This window comes from Uniformispora flossi (assembly GCF_049534875.1).
Taxonomy (GTDB): Bacteria; Actinomycetota; Actinomycetes; order Streptomycetales; family Streptomycetaceae; genus Yinghuangia; species Yinghuangia aomiensis.
Genome location: NZ_JBMULZ010000001.1, coordinates 713,475 through 727,771, shown reverse-complemented (window position 1 = coordinate 727,771; position 14,297 = coordinate 713,475). Strand labels below are relative to the sequence as shown.

Below are 14,297 nucleotides of genomic sequence, written 5' to 3'. Positions count from 1 at the left end.
ATGATCACTCGGGACAAGGCGGTGCTGGAGCAGGGCCTGCGGCCCCGGCCGGCGCCGCACGGTGACGGCTTCGCGACCGCTTTCCACTACACCCCCGGCCGTTCGCACACGCTCCTGGGCGGCGACTTCTGCGATGTCGTGCAGACCACGGACGGCACCGTGCATGCCGTGATGGGCGACGTGTCCGGGCACGGCGCGGCCGAAGCCGCCCTCGGTGTCCATCTGCGCCTGGCGTGGCGCGCCGCCGTGCTGTGCGGGCAGGAGCCGCTGGACCAATTGCGCCTGCTCGAAAGGGTCCTGGTCGAGGAACGGCCGAATGAGGACACCTTTGCCACGGTTCTTTCCTTGGTCCTCCGGCCGCACCAGGGCGCGTTTCGCATGATCAGCGCCGGCCACCCCGGACTTCTGCAGAGGCATCGCCGCACGGTGCGGTGGGTGGACCCGCAGCCCGGCATCCCGCTGGGCCTGTTCCCCGGTCTCGGCGACTGGCACGAGAACGAGATGGCCCTGTCGGACCGGGACGGTCTGGTGCTGCTCACCGACGGCCTCTACGAGGGCCGAACCCCGTGCGGACGACTCGGCGAACAGGGACTCCTTGGCCTTGCGGCCCGCTACGCGAGCCTGCCGTCGCAGGCGTTCGTCGACGCCTTGGTGCACCACGTGTCGCTGATGGCCGCTCCGTTCGGCGGCTTGGCCGACGATGTCACCGTCCTTCACCTGACCTGTGACCGCCGAATCCGGCGGGACGGTGCCCGAGCGACCGGATAGAGCCTCGTTTTGTGACGTCCCCCGGGCCTTTCCCGGCGTGGAAGTCATCACAGCTTTTCCGTGCGGAGTGCCGGGGCTGCCTTGGGTAACGTGGCAAAGGCCGTCCCAAAACCCTGGGGGGGATTCCCCGGATTCCCAAGGAGCCGCAGAGCATGCGCGCCAGCCCGCCTCTCGGCCTCGTCGGCCGGCATCGTGAGTGTGCGGCGCTCGACGGCCTGCTCGCGGGTCTGCGCACGGGCGGGCCTCGCGTTCTGGTCGTCCGGGGCGAGGCGGGCATCGGGAAGTCGGTGCTTCTGGAGTACGCGGCCGCTCGGGCCTCACGGGTTCAGGTGACGTGGGCGCACGGCATCGAGGCCGACATGGAACTGCCGTACGCGAGCTTGCACCAGCTGTGCGCACCGTTCCTGACGCGGCTCGACGAGCTTCCGGAACCCCAGCGCGACGCCCTGTGCGTGGCATTCGGGATGGCGGCCGGCGACCCGCCCGACCGTTTCCTCGTCGGCCTTGCCGTGCTGACACTCCTCACCCGGGCATCGGAGGCGCGGCCGGTGCTCGTCCTGGTCGACGACGCCCATTGGCTGGACCAAGTATCTCTGCAGACATTGGAGTTCGTGGCACGGCGACTCCTCGCGGAACCGGTCGCGATGGCGTTCGCGGTCCGGGATCCCGAAGGACAAGCCGCGCTGGGCGGTCTGCCGACGCTGCGGGTGACCGGCCTCGACACAGCCGCGGCCGGAGAGCTTCTCGACAGCGCCGTCGGCGGACGGCTGGAAGGACGGGTCCGGGACCGCTTCGTGGCCGAAATGCACGGCAACCCGCTCGCCCTGCTCGAATTCTCCCGCGGCCGCAGCGCCGCCGAGCTGGCCTACGGCCTCGACTCGTCGAGCTTCCCGGGCCTCCGGGAGCCGGTCGCAGGCCGGGTGGAACGCGACTTCGCCGAACGGCTCGGTGCCCTCCCTGCGGCGACCCGCACCCTGCTGCTGGTCGCCGCGGCGGAACCGATCGGCGACGTGCGCCTGTTGACCCGGGCCGCCGCATCTCTGCACATCACCCCGGACGCCGCGCCGGCCAAGGCGGCCGGTCTGATCGAGTTCGGCGAGTCGGTCCGCTTCCGGCACCCGCTGGTCCGTTCGGCGGTCTACCGCCGGGCGGAACCCGCGGAACGCCGGGCGGCCCACCGGGCGCTGGCCGAGGCCACGGACCCGGTTCTGGACCCCGACCGACGCGCCTGGCACGCGGCGCAGGCGGCCGACGGACCGGACGAGGCGGTGGCCGCGGGCCTGGAACAGGCCGCCGACCGCGCGCGGCAGCGCGGCGGTATCGCGGCCGAGGCGGTTCTGCTGGAACGCGCGGTGGAACTGACGCCGGATCCCGGGCCGCGGGCGCGCCGTGCTCTCGCGGCCGCCGAGGCGTATTTCTCCGCCGCGGCACCGGAACGGGCCACGGAACTGGCGGCCGTAGCCGACCTGCATGCCCTCGGCCCTCTGGACTACGCCCGCCTTTCCCGGCTGCGGGCCAGAATCCTCTTCGCCCGCAGCCGCAGCGACGAGGCGGCACCCCTGCTCCTCGACGCGGCAGCGCAGTTCTCCGCCGCCTCGTCGCCCCTGGCAGGGGAGACCTACCTGGAGGCGATCAGCGCCACCATCTTCGCGGGCCGGGTCCACGGTCCGAGCGGTGCCCGGGCTGCGGCGATCGCCGCGCGTGCGTCGGGGGCGCCGTCCTCGGGCTCCGCGGCGGCCGATCGACTCCTGGACGGGGTGGCAGGTCTTCTCGCGGACGGGCCCGAGATCGGAGTCCCGGCCCTGTACGAGGCGCTGGACCTGCTGACCGGCGAAAAGCTCGACACCCGGGAGGCGACCGTGCGCTGGCTTCTGCTGGCCCCCGTCGCGATCGAGTCGTTCATCCACCACGCCTGGGACCTTCATGCATGGGACGCGTTGTCGAGTCGTGCGGTGCGCCTGGCACGCGACATCGGCGCGCTCGGCGCACTGCCGCCGGCCCTGATCTACGCCGGCGGGGTCCACATCCACTACGGCGAGTTCGCCAAGGCGGACCGGATGATCGACGAAGCCGACGCGATCGCGGCCGCGACCGGTCACGCCCCGCACAAGTACGCCACGCTCGTCTTGGCCGCATGGCGCGGAGAGGCCGACATCGCCGCCGCCATCGTCGAAGAGACCAGGGAAAGCGCCGTACAACGGGGCGAGGTGTCCCTGATCGGCGCGATGGGGTACATCCAAGGCGTGCTCTTCAACGGCCTGGCACGCTACGAAGAAGCCACAGTGGCGGCTCGAACGGGGATTGAACACGACGGGTTCAACTTCACCGGACTTTCCTTGGTGGAGCACATCGAGGCGGCGACCCGGTGCGGCGAGTTCGACCAGGCCCGGACCTCGCTGGCCCGGCTGACGGAACTCACGCGGGCCGCCGAATCCGGATGGGCCCGAGGAGCGACCGCCCGCAGCGGGGCGCTCCTCGCCGACGGCGACGCGGCGGACCGCCTCTACCGCACCGCGATCGAGGAGTTCGGCCGCGGCGGGGTGGTCGTGGAGGTCGCGCGCACTCACCTTCTGTACGGCGAGTGGCTGCGCCGCGGCCGCCGCCGCGCGCAGGCCCGGGAACACCTGCACACCGCCCATGAGATGTTCGAAAGGATGCCGGCGCACGCCTTTGCCGAGAGGGCCCGCCGTGAGCTGCTTGCCACGGGCGAGCACGTCGCGGTCCGGGAGACCAAGGACACGAGCGCTCTCACGCCCCAGGAGGCGCAGGTCGCGGCGCTTGCCGCGGACGGCATGACGAACGCGAAGATCGGTGCGGAGCTGTTCCTGAGCCCCCACACCGTCGAATGGCATTTGCGCAAGGTGTACACAAAACTCGGCATCAGCTCGCGTCGAGCGCTCCCGGACGTCTTGGGGAGATAGCGGCCGAACCGCCTCGGCCTCCGCAACGCCGAACAACGGGGCGTGCCGCGCGGAGTGCTTCCGCACGGCACGCCCCGGTCGGCGCGCCGCTCAGTCCTGCGGTCCGTCGACCGCGTCGAGGATCGTGGCGGCCACTTCCTCCGGTCGGCTCACCGCAACTGCGTGCGAGGCGCCGGCGACAGCGCGGGTCCCGCGCGAGTCGGCGCGTTTGGCCATGAACCGCAGCGCCTCGGCGGGGATGTTGCGGTCCATCCCTCCGAAGACGAACCACGAAGGGATGGTCCGCCAAGCCGGTGTGCCGGTCAGCCCTTCCGTCAGCGCGCGCTCGGTGACCGGGCGTTGCGTCGCCGCCATCAGGTCGGCTTCGTCGGCGTCCGCGTCGGCGCAGAACTGCTGGTGGAAATGCGCGTCGGCGATCCGGAATTCGATGCCGCCCGACGGGACGGGGTAGGCGGTCAGCACGTCGCGCAGCGTGCTGCCGGGGAACTTGGCGGACAGCTGGATGGCGGACTCGCCGGTTTCGGGGGCGAACCCCCCGACGTAGACCAGGGATCGCACCGCCGCGAGGTCGGCCGCGGCCTGGCTGATCACCATGCCGGCGTAGGAGTGGCCGACCAGGACGACGGGCTGGTCGATGCCCTCGACGACGTCGCGCAGGTAGGCGGCGTCCTCGGCGAGGCCGCGCAGCGGATTCGCGGCCGCGACCGTGCGCAGGTCGCTGTCGTTCAGCAGCCGGATGACACGGTTCCAGCTCGCCGATTCGGCGAAGGCTCCGTGGACGAGGACGATCACGGGCTTGTCGGTGGTCTTCACGACGCGTCCTTTCCGCTGTGCAGTACGTGCCGGAGGACTGCCGCGGCCTGCGCGACCGCGGCAGTCGTGGCCTGGGTGTCCCGGACGGGGTTGAGCATCATGAAGTCGTGGAGGGTCCCGTTGTAGCGGACGCTCGTGGTCGGAACGCCCGCCTCGGCGAGCCGCCGGGCGTAGGCCTCGCCTTCGTCGCGGAGTACGTCGTTCTCGTCGACGATGACGAACGCAGGTGGAAGTCCCGAGAGTTCGTCCAACGTGGCGCGGAGCGGCGACGCGGTGATCTCGGCGCGTTGAGCGGGATCGGTGGTGTAGGCGTCCCAGAACCACGCCATGGCCTTGGCCGTGAGGTATGGGCCGTCGGCGAATTCGCGGTAGCTGTCGGTGTCCTGGGCGGCGTCGGTGACGGGGTAGTACAGCGACTGGTGGACGAACGTCACGTCGCCGCGCTGCTTGGCCATGAGGGTCAAGGCAGCGGTCATGTTGCCGCCGACGGAGTCACCCGCGATCGCCATACGGGAGGTGTCCAGATTGCCCTTGGCGCCGTTCGCGGTCAGGAACTGCGCGACAGCATAGGCCTGTTCGATCGCCACCGGGTAGCGGGCTTCCGGCGAGCGGTCGTACTCCACGAAGGCGACTGCGGCGTGTGCGGCTACGGCGAGGTCGCGGACCAGCCGGTCGTGCGTGCCCGCGTTGCCGAGGACCCAGCCGCCGCCGTGCACGTACAGGACGACCGGCAGCACCTCCTGGGCCGTTCCGGCGGGCTTGACGATCCTGACCCGTACGTCACCGACTTCGGCCGGAACGGTGAGCCAGGTGTCGTCGACATCGGGTGCGGCGACCGGCTGGGCCTGGATGTCGTCCAGGACTTTGCGGGCCGCCTCCGGTTCCAGTTGGTACAGGAACGGAGGCTGCGCCGCCGCGTCGGCGATCGCCTGCGCCGACTGCTCCAGGACATGGCGGGTCATGGTGTCCTTCCTTCAATCGGGGTGCCGGGTTCCTCGCGGAAACCGATCGCGCGGTGGGTGCCGTCGCACAGCGGTTTGCCGGAGGAGTGGCCGCAGCGGCACAGGGTCGTGCGGTTGCGTGTTTCCAGCGGTCGGCCGTCCGCGCGGTGCACCGGGACACCGCCGGTCACCCACAGCGCGCTCGCCAGGCCGTGCTCTTCTTCGAGTACGGACACGGCTTGCGGCAGGTCGACCTCGACGGTCTCGCCGCCGCGTTCCAGCGCGTAGGTGTAGGAACCGGAGGGGCAGTGGTCGATGCGCCCCATGATGTTCGCGCGCATGTCGGGGTCTCCGGTGTCGTCGAGCATCTTGGCGATCGGCCGTGTTGCGCCGATGCAGAACGCCGCGTGAATGCACAACTCGCCGACGCGCTGCGCCGAGATACCGGTGCCGTCGTGCACGTGCTGGAGTTCGCGGTAGGGCGTGACGACGGCGTTCTCTGTCCCGTCGAAGCCGACGAAGGCGTGGGTGCCGTCGCAGAACGGCTTGGCCGACGAGCGGCCGCAGCGGCAGAGCGCGTAGGTCGGCTCGGTGGTCAGGTCGGGGCCGGTCCGCCAGGTCAGCGCGTCGTCGTTCTCGGGGGAGACGATCTTGGTCTTGCGGCGGAGCGGGACGCCGCCGTAGACGAGGTAAGGGCCGTCGGGCAGGACGACGATCCGCCGTCCGCTGTCGGGCCGCCGACCGCCGCCACGCTGTTCGGGCGCGACGTAGTCGAAGGTGGGCCCTGCCGTGGTGCCCTCGCCGTCGGGCATGGCCATGAGCGCTTCGGCTTGCCGACGCAGGCGGTACATCGTGCCGGTCGCGACCGCGAGCAGCCGGGGGCTGCCGTTGAACGACTCCTCCAACTGGTGCAGGAGATCGCCGTAGGTGCGGTTGAACTCGTCCTGCGCGTCGCGGATCGGGCTGCCGGGCGGGTGGTCGCCAAGACGCGGGTTGGGCCGCATCCGGCGTATGCCTTCGGGGTCCACGCGCAGCGGTTCGCCGGTGGGCCCGGACTGCGGGGTGTCACCGCGCCGGTAGCGGCGCCCGATCCGCAGCTCCTGGAACCGGTAGTAGTGCGCGACTTCCGCCCGGTCCGGGTCGTGGACGTCGCGGTCGCCATCCCACACCTCACCGCGCAACAGGCCTTCGCCCTGGTCGACGATCTCCTCGAGGGCCTTCAACGCCGAGGCGAGATCGCCGACTCCGTCCAGCCGTCCGGCCGTATTCCGGAAATGGCGATCCCGCACTTGGCGGGCGGGGTCGCCGGAGAACACCGCCTTTTCCCCCAGGTCGGCGCACAGATCGCGCAAGCCGTCCTCGACGGCGGCGTAGAACTGGCCGATCGTCGCGTACCCGTCGGCTTGGGCCGGCGCGTCCGGCGGAGCGGGCTGCTCCAATCGGAGGAACTGGTCGAGGGCCTTGGGGCCGAAGGGGAGCAGGGAAAGTTCGAACGACGGGTCGCCGTGCGGCAGGCGCCGGGGGTGCGGCGGCAGCATCCTCGGCGTGTCCAACCGCGGTCGGCCGCCTACCGCGTTGAGCAGGTTCGCGGCCAAGGCCAAGTGCAGCATTTCTTCCACGAAGACGCCGGTCACGACCCGGACGGCCTTGGGATTCCTCTGCTGGTCCAGCGAGTACAGCGCACACAGGTACTGCGGCAGCGTCGCGTGCTCCAACTCGACTGCCCACTGAAGGTGTTCACGGAGTTCATCGAGTGTGGCGATCCGCGGTGCCGCGGTGCCGCGGACGGAGCGCTGCCGTACCGGAGCGCTCATCGGTCTCTCGTTTCACGGCCGGACCGGTCGGCATCCCCGGGGGCCTGCTCGGCCGGCGGCCCTTTGGGGTCGTGCTCGATCTCGTCGAAGAGCGCGCCGAACAGACCACGGGCTGCCATCGTCAGTTCCAGGACCAGCTCGGCGTCTTCGTCGTCGCGGGCAGCGGGGGGCATTGCTCCTCCAGGGTGGGTCGGCGGCCCCGCCCCGCGTTCACCGCCGTGAACGCGGGGCAGGGCGGACCTGGTTCGGGTCGGGAAGGCGCTCAGGCACCGGACCGCTGCAGCCACTCCTGGTAGGAGATCTCGCCGAGGATGGCGCCGTCGACGGGGACGAGGGTGGACTCGTCGGGTACCGCGCCGAAGTAGTGCGCCTGCGGGTCCGTGACGACCTCGCGCGGGTCGTCCCACGCCACGAGGGCCTTCCGGAAGAATTCGTCCATGCGGTACCGGTTCGGCCCGGCGATCTCGATCATCGTGTTGAACGGCGCGCCCGCGGCCGTCCGGCCCACGGCCCGCGCCACGTCCTCGGCGGCGATCGGCTGGAACGCGACGGGGGCGATGTGCACCTCGTTCCCGGTCGTCGCCTCGTCCGCGATCCGCCGGCCGAACTCGTAGAACTGCGTTGCGTGCAGGATCGAGAACGGGATCGACGAATCCCTGACGAGCTGTTCCTGCGCGGTCTTCGCCCGGAAGTAGCCGATGTCGGGACGGCGGTCGCTGCCCACCACCGACAGCACCACGTGATGTTCCACCCCGGCCTTCTTCTCGGCGGCCAGCAGGTTGCGGGTGGAGGTGGTGAAGAACTCCAGCACGGCTGTGTCCTCGAACGACGGGGAGTTCGAGACGTCGACGACGACGTTCGCTCCCTTCATGACCTCGGCCAGTCCTTCGCCGGTGAGGGTGTTCACCCCGGTGTTCGGCGCCGCCGCGACCGCCTCGTGCCCGTGCTCGCCCAGCAGGGCGACGACCTTCGAACCGATCAGGCCGGTGCCGCCGATGACCACGATCTTCATGTCAGCTCCTCGTTCCTCCGGGGACGCCGTCGTCACCCGGACGACAGGTATGACCGGGGACCTCGGGAGGCTGTGACAGTTCGCTCGGAAGTCCGGGAAGACGGCCTGCCGGCCTGGACGGTGTCACAAGCGCGGGTCGCGTCCGGTCTTGTCTGACGGCAGCCGGACTGACGGACCCAAGGAGCGAGAACGTGCCCCCAGCAGTCGACGAGTACCGGATCCGGATCCGGATGACCGGTCGCGCGGCCGACGAACCGCACCGCACCGCGAGCCCGCTCGAACTGCTCTTCGACCTCACGTTCGTCGTCGCCGTCGCGGCCGTGACCGCCCAGTACGCGCACCGGATCGCGGCCGGGCACGTCCTTTCCGGCCTCGTGCCGTTCCTCGAAGTGTTCTTCGCCGTGTGGTGGGCGTGGATGAACTTCACGTGGTTCGCGTCGTCCTATGACACCGACGACGTCGCGTACCGGGTGCTGACGATGGTGCAGATGGCAGGCGTACTCGTCCTGGCCGCGGGTGTGCCCGCCACCGGCGCGGACGCGGACTTCCGGCTCGTCACGGCCGGCTATGTCGTCATGCGCGCCGCGCTCGTCGCGCAATGGCTGCGTGCCGCGGTCGAGCACCCGGAAGGACGACGCACCGCCGTGCGGTACGCGGCGGGCATCGCGCTCCTCCAACTCGGGTGGCTCCTGCGCCTGGTCCTCGCGGAAGCGGAGGCCCTGCCGTCCGCGGCCGAGATCCCGTCCTTCGCCGCGCTCGCGATGCTCGAATTGTGCGTGCCCTGGTGGGCGGAACGCGCCGGCGGTACGGCCTGGCATCCGCACCACATCGCGGAGCGCTACGGACTGTTCACGCTCATCCTCTTCGGTGAGAGCGTGCTCGCCGTGTCCAACGGGGTTCGCACGGCGCTGGACGCGGCCGACATCGGGGGAGAGACCGTCGTCGTGGCCATGTCCGGCCTCGTGCTGCTGTTCGCGTTGTGGTGGCTCTACTTCCGCCTCCCGGCCGGCCGCGGACTCTTGGACCGGCGGGAAGCTTCCTATTTGTGGGGTTACGGCCACTATGGGGTGTTCGCCGGGCTCGCGGCACTGGGGGCGGGGCTGGAAGTCGCGGTCGAGCAGTCGGGGCACCCGCTCGCGGCGTCACCGCTCGCGATCGGCTACGCCGTGGCCGTCCCGACGGCCGCCGTGGTGGTGCTGCTGCAACTGATCCACGCGCCCATCGTCCCCGAGTACGTGATGCGGCCGCGGGCGTTGCTGGGCGCCGTGGCGACGGTCCTGCTCCTGCCGTTGGCGGCACCGCGCATCGGCGTCATCGCCGTCGCGGGAGCGCTGGCGGCCGTCGGAGTCGCGATGGTCGTCGCCACCTTTCCCGCGGTAGCCCGGCGTTGCTGAACGGTGGCCGGTCCCCGACGACCGTCCCCAGGCTCCGGCGCGGGAGCCCCACGAACCCCTCGACGAAGGAGAACCCGATGAACGGCCTCGAACGGCGGCTGTCCACCCCGGTCCTGGTGATCGGCACCGGCGGTGCGGGACTGCGCGCCGCAATCGAACTGGCCGAACGGGGCGTCGGAGTGCTGGCGCTCGGCAAGAGGCCGAAGTCCGACGCACACACCACGCTGGCCGCAGGCGGCATCAACGCGGCGCTGGGGACGATGGATCCGCAGGACAGTTGGCAACAGCACGCCGCCGACACCATCCAGGAGAGCTACCTCCTCGCTCACCCCGACGTGGTCCGGATCGTCACCGAGAATGCCGCCCGTGGGATCGACGACCTCGTGCGCTACGGCATGCCGTTCGCCCGCGAAGCGGACGGGCGGATCTCCCAACGGTTCTTCGGCGCCCACACATGGCGGCGCACCGCGTTCAGCGGCGACTACACGGGCTTGGAGATCCAGCGCACGCTGGTCCGGCGGGCGGCGGAACTGGCCGTCCCGATCCTGGACACCGTCTACATCACCCGGCTGCTCGTACGGGACAACGTCGTCTTCGGCGCCTACGGATTCGACCTGGCGGACGGCAGCCGGTACGTGATCCACGCGGACGCGGTGATCCTCGCCACCGGGGGCCATACCCGGATCTGGCGGCACACGTCGTCCCGCCGGGACGAGAACACCGGCGACACGTTCCGGCTGGCCGTCCTGGCGGGCGCCCGGATCCGCGATCCCGAACTCGTCCAGTTCCACCCGTCGGGGCTCGTCGAACCGGAGGACGTGGCCGGAACGCTGGTGTCGGAGGCCGCACGGGGTGAAGGCGGGCGCCTGCTCAACACCCTCGGCGAACGCTTCATGACGCGGTACGACCCCGAGCGGATGGAGCTTTCCACACGCGACCGGGTGGCACTGGCCGCCTACACGGAGATCAAGGAGGGGCGCGGCACTCCCAAGGGCGGTGTCTGGCTGGATGTGTCCCACCTCCCGCGCGAGACGATCATGGAGCGGCTGCCGCGCGTCCACCAGACGCTGCTGGAACTCCAGATGCGCGACATCACACAGGACCCGATCGAGATCGCACCCACCGCGCACTACTCGATGGGCGGTGTATGGGTGCGCGCCGAGGACCACGCCACCGACGTCGAAGGGCTGTACGCGATCGGAGAGGCGGCGAGCGGCCTGCACGGCGCAAACCGCCTCGGCGGGAACTCGCTGATCGAACTGCTTGTGTACGGACGGATCACAGGCGAGGCCGCGGCCGCGTATTCGGGCGCGCTCCGGGCCCAGCAGCGCTCGGCGGACGCGGTCGCCGAGGCGCGCGCCGAAATCGACGGACTCCTTGCCGTCGACGGGCGGGAGAACGTCCGCGTCCTCCAACGCGCCATCCGCGACACCATGACCGAGCACGCGGGAGTGGTCCGCGACGAGACGGGTCTGCTCCGGGGCCTCGTGGAACTGGACGCGACCGAGAACCGGATGGCCGACCTCGGCATCCACCCCGATATCGCCGGATACCAAGACCTCGCCCACGCCTTCGACCTGCGCGGCACCGCATTGGCGGCCCGGGCGACGCTCGAAGCCGCGCTCGAACGCCGGGAAACACGGGGCTGCCACAACCGCTCCGACTACCCGGCCACTGATCCCGCCCTGCGGGTCAACCTGGTGTGGTCCGGTCCCGGCAAGCTGGAACGCGAGGAACTGCCCTCTGTGCCTGCGGACATCACCTCCCTTATGCGTGAGGTCTCGTCCGCGGGGAAGCTTGTGGAGTGACCGCAAGACTCGTAACGAGGGGCGTTCGCACGACGGACTCCCCGGCTCGGGCTCGGGCTCGTGTGCGGCCTGCGTCACCGCCCCTACTGCACCTGCTACCGCTTCGGCGCCCGTATCACCGACAGCCCGGACAGCTCGAGCGGCCACGCCGAATTCCGTTGCCCGGCCGACCCGGTAACACGTCCTCCATGAACGTCCCGGACGGATACCCAGGGAACTCGCGGTGTGCCGATCGCGCCGGCGTCCGTGGGCTTGAGCGACGTGCCGTTAGTCCGGCGGCGGACACCCCTGCCATCAGGCGAGGACGAGAGGCCCGGCGTCGGGCCTTTCCACCATGGAGAGTTCCGCGCCGCGGGCGAGTATGGAGATGACGGTCTCGGACACATAATTGCCCCACGAACTTCGGTTTCTGGGCAGCGTTGATCGGCACCCGTGCTTGGCCTCGGCCGAGGCGGGTGTTCGTCGTTTCCGGGGTCTGTGTCTGGCGGTCGCCTCCTGACGGTTCGGGGTGAGTGTCGGTCGCGCTCTGACCGGGTGTCCGAGACCGGTCGGCGCTGCGGGCTCTAACGTCCGATGGCGATCCTCTCCTTCTTGTCGGTGTCGGCGGTCACGGTGCGACCGTCATGGTTGTAGATCAGCCCGATCCCGTCGGCGCGGAGGCGCGCGACTGCACCCGCCGGGCCAGGTGCCGTTTCCTCGCCGGTGTGCATCAGATGGAGCGCCGGCAGGCGGGCGAGGACGTGGTCTTCGCGCACATACGCGTTGGGCGTTCGGTTCGTGTCCCGGGGTGTGGCGCTGGAGTGTCCGTGTCGGCAGCGGTAGGCGGCGCGGCCGTTCGACCAGCATGATTCCATCCGCCGTTGGCAGTGTCCGCAGCGCAGCAGTCCGGCGAGCTGGTAGGTGTGCTCGGGTGCGGTTTTGTCGGGGCGGATGCTCTGTGCGGCGATGAAGTCCGCCTCGCTCACGAGCGGAGGGTGGGCCTGCTTCGCGGAGATCACCCACTCGTCCGGGGTGTTGCGGCACATCACGTCACGGTGGCCGAGGGTGGTGTTGTCCGGGTCGATCAGCTCGTGGTCGGTGCGTTGCCGGTTCCAGACCTGTCGTCCGGTGTAGCGCGGGTTGCTCAGCACGGTGTGCACGGACGTCAGTGTCCAAGCTTCGGCGGTGCGGTGCGGGTTGCGTTCGGGGTCGGCGGCGGCCGGGCAGGGGATCTTCATGTCGTTCAGCGCGCGGTTGATGCGGGCCATGCTGTGGCCGGCGAGGCGCTGTTGGAACATCCAGGTGACGACGGGGCCGTTTGTCGGGTCGATGTCCAGGCGTTGGGCGCGGGCTCCGCGGCGGGCCCAGGCGCGGTTCGGGTGCGGTCCCGCATCCACGAGACGGTAGCCGAAGGGCGGTCGACCTCCGAGGTAGCGGCCCTGGTCGCGCGCTTGGACGGTCATGGAGGTGCGTGCCCGCATCCGGGCACGGACGACTTCACGTTTGCTGATGATGCCCAGGAGCACCATCAGTTCGTCGTGGGCGACGATCTCCGGGTCGACTTCGCCACCGAGTTCGGGCAGCCATACGGGGACGCCGTAGTGCGCGAACAGCGGCGCCATATTCGCGAACTGCTGCCCGTAGAAGGCCCGCTCGCTCGACCCGATGACGATCGCGTCGAAGCCCCGGTCGGGGTCGGCGAGTGCGGCGACCAGTGCGGCGGCGTCGGGCCGGCGGGCCAGGGCAGTACGCGGGTGTGCCCGACGTCGAAGAACTCCACGACGATCCGGCCGTGCCCCGCTGTCAACCCTTGCGCGTTGCGGAGCTGCCAGCCTCGCGACGTCTCGGGGTCTTGGTGGTCCTCGGTGGATACCCGCCCGTAGAACGCAAAGCGCAGGCTCGATCGAGGTGCGGCGGACTGGCCGGTGTCGTGGCGCTCAGCAGCCCAGGAGGCCAGTGCGGCGCCGCTTGTGGGGGCTTCTTCCGTGACGGCCATGGCAGTTCAGGTCCCTTGGCTCAAGCCGGAGCACCGTGCTTCTCCGTCCGACCATGTGCCAAATGCCGCCGGACTGCTACGGCGCGTAGAGGCAACCGCCGCCAGCGGCTGCCTCTCACCGCGCCGTGGGTTTCCTACGCACGCGGTACGCGAGCCGCAAGCGCACTCCCGCACCGCTCTCGGAACCCGGGGCACCCGCGGGCCACCGATCCAGTCACCACCGTTGGAACCGACGCTGCGGCCGGTGTAGGTGCCCGGCGGGCGATCCGCAGCATTCCACCAGCGGGTACCGGCGTTGGAGACACCCGGCGACGCAGCGGATCTTGCGACAGATCCGGAGCCTCGGCGAGCAGGGGCTGCTTGACTGCGGGTTGCCCAGGCTGCGGACTTCGGGCCAAAAGGTGTCCAGGTCGTCGTCGAGAGGCAGCACGCGGTCCTGACACAGGGCGCCGATGGATGCCAGACGGCGACCACTTTGGTGAGGCTGACGACGTCAAACACGGTGTCAGGGCTCATCGGGAGGTCGGGCTCGGCGGTAACCAGGACACTGAGGGCGCTGTGAGCCTGCAACGGCTCGGCGGCAGGTGGCCGGATGGTTCTGGTGGACGAGTTCGTGTGGCGCGACATCGTGTTTGTGCTGGATGCGCCGGTGTTCCTGGAGACCGGCCGTGTGGTGGCGGAGCGGAACCGGTGGCTGGTGTCCGTCGCGCAATAGGGGGTGGCGCGCCTTGAGCCTTGAGGGCGGAGATGTCGGTCGCGTTCTGCCAACGGTACGGTGGGAATGCCGATTTCTTCTTCCCGGGCGCCGCTGGGTGGACTGACGACTACTCATGCGGGTGTTCGACCGGAAG

11 protein-coding genes are annotated in these 14,297 nt (G+C 70.3%); 5 read left to right on the top strand and 6 right to left on the bottom strand.

What is annotated here, in order from left to right; all coding sequences use genetic code 11:
• Nucleotides 1-768: a PP2C family protein-serine/threonine phosphatase gene (locus ACPA54_RS03230; protein WP_423526526.1), complete on the top strand. Its 768-nt coding sequence runs from the start codon at nt 1-3 to the stop codon at nt 766-768.
• Between the two features lie 152 nt (nt 769-920).
• Nucleotides 921-3,689, top strand: coding sequence for a helix-turn-helix transcriptional regulator (locus tag ACPA54_RS03225; protein ID WP_423526524.1), 2,769 nt, complete (start codon nt 921-923; stop codon nt 3,687-3,689).
• 90 nt (nt 3,690-3,779) lie between these two features.
• Here the strand turns inward: ACPA54_RS03225 and ACPA54_RS03220 are convergent, their stop codons facing one another.
• The 5 genes from ACPA54_RS03220 to ACPA54_RS03200 form a co-directional block, all read right to left on the bottom strand.
• Nucleotides 3,780-4,502, bottom strand: a complete 723-nt coding sequence (locus ACPA54_RS03220) for an alpha/beta fold hydrolase (protein WP_423526522.1) — start codon at nt 4,500-4,502, stop codon at nt 3,780-3,782.
• Nucleotides 4,499-5,464, bottom strand: coding sequence for an alpha/beta hydrolase (locus ACPA54_RS03215; protein WP_423526521.1), 966 nt, complete (start codon nt 5,462-5,464; stop codon nt 4,499-4,501). The genes ACPA54_RS03220 and ACPA54_RS03215 overlap by 4 nt, the downstream gene beginning before the upstream one ends.
• Nucleotides 5,461-7,257 (bottom strand): ferritin-like domain-containing protein, encoded by a 1,797-nt coding sequence (locus ACPA54_RS03210; protein WP_423526519.1) that lies wholly within the window; start codon nt 7,255-7,257, stop codon nt 5,461-5,463. Before ACPA54_RS03210 ends, ACPA54_RS03215 begins: the two co-directional genes overlap by 4 nt.
• Complete coding sequence (locus ACPA54_RS03205; protein ID WP_423526517.1) at nt 7,254-7,430, bottom strand: hypothetical protein; 177 nt, start codon at nt 7,428-7,430, stop codon at nt 7,254-7,256. The genes ACPA54_RS03210 and ACPA54_RS03205 overlap by 4 nt, the downstream gene beginning before the upstream one ends.
• Before the next feature lie 89 nt (nt 7,431-7,519).
• On the bottom strand, nt 7,520-8,269 hold the full coding sequence (locus ACPA54_RS03200) for an SDR family oxidoreductase (RefSeq protein ID WP_423526515.1): 750 nt from the start codon (nt 8,267-8,269) through the stop codon (nt 7,520-7,522).
• A 191-nt stretch (nt 8,270-8,460) separates the two neighbouring features.
• On the opposite strand from ACPA54_RS03200, the gene ACPA54_RS03195 reads away from it, so the two are divergent.
• Nucleotides 8,461-9,663 carry a low temperature requirement protein A gene (locus ACPA54_RS03195; RefSeq protein ID WP_423526513.1) on the top strand — a complete coding sequence of 401 codons (1,203 nt, stop codon included), beginning with the start codon at nt 8,461-8,463 and terminating at the stop codon, nt 9,661-9,663.
• Between the two features lie 77 nt (nt 9,664-9,740).
• Nucleotides 9,741-11,471, top strand: coding sequence for an L-aspartate oxidase (locus ACPA54_RS03190; RefSeq protein ID WP_423526511.1), 1,731 nt, complete (start codon nt 9,741-9,743; stop codon nt 11,469-11,471).
• 563 nt (nt 11,472-12,034) lie between these two features.
• Here ACPA54_RS03190 and ACPA54_RS03185 read toward each other — a convergent pair.
• Nucleotides 12,035-13,072 carry a recombinase family protein gene (locus ACPA54_RS03185; RefSeq protein ID WP_423526510.1) on the bottom strand — a complete coding sequence of 346 codons (1,038 nt, stop codon included), beginning with the start codon at nt 13,070-13,072 and terminating at the stop codon, nt 12,035-12,037.
• 966 nt (nt 13,073-14,038) lie between these two features.
• Here ACPA54_RS03185 and ACPA54_RS03180 point away from each other — a divergent pair.
• Nucleotides 14,039-14,161, top strand: a complete 123-nt coding sequence (locus tag ACPA54_RS03180; protein WP_423526508.1) for a hypothetical protein — start codon at nt 14,039-14,041, stop codon at nt 14,159-14,161.
• Nucleotides 14,162-14,297 lie beyond the last annotated feature (136 nt).

What these genes read in the sequence shown, in the direction of transcription:
- ACPA54_RS03185 (WP_423526510.1), bottom strand. Translation starts at nt 13,072, where the DNA reads ATGGCGCCGCTGTTCGCGCACTACGGCGTCCCCGTATGGCTGCCCGAA.
- ACPA54_RS03190 (WP_423526511.1), top strand. Translation starts at nt 9,741, where the DNA reads ATGAACGGCCTCGAACGGCGGCTGTCCACCCCGGTCCTGGTGATCGGC.
- ACPA54_RS03200 (WP_423526515.1), bottom strand. Translation starts at nt 8,269, where the DNA reads ATGAAGATCGTGGTCATCGGCGGCACCGGCCTGATCGGTTCGAAGGTC.
- ACPA54_RS03225 (WP_423526524.1), top strand. Translation starts at nt 921, where the DNA reads ATGCGCGCCAGCCCGCCTCTCGGCCTCGTCGGCCGGCATCGTGAGTGT.
- ACPA54_RS03180 (WP_423526508.1), top strand. Translation starts at nt 14,039, where the DNA reads ATGGTTCTGGTGGACGAGTTCGTGTGGCGCGACATCGTGTTTGTGCTG.
- ACPA54_RS03215 (WP_423526521.1), bottom strand. Translation starts at nt 5,464, where the DNA reads ATGACCCGCCATGTCCTGGAGCAGTCGGCGCAGGCGATCGCCGACGCG.
- ACPA54_RS03230 (WP_423526526.1), top strand. Translation starts at nt 1, where the DNA reads ATGATCACTCGGGACAAGGCGGTGCTGGAGCAGGGCCTGCGGCCCCGG.
- ACPA54_RS03205 (WP_423526517.1), bottom strand. Translation starts at nt 7,430, where the DNA reads ATGCCCCCCGCTGCCCGCGACGACGAAGACGCCGAGCTGGTCCTGGAA.
- ACPA54_RS03210 (WP_423526519.1), bottom strand. Translation starts at nt 7,257, where the DNA reads ATGAGCGCTCCGGTACGGCAGCGCTCCGTCCGCGGCACCGCGGCACCG.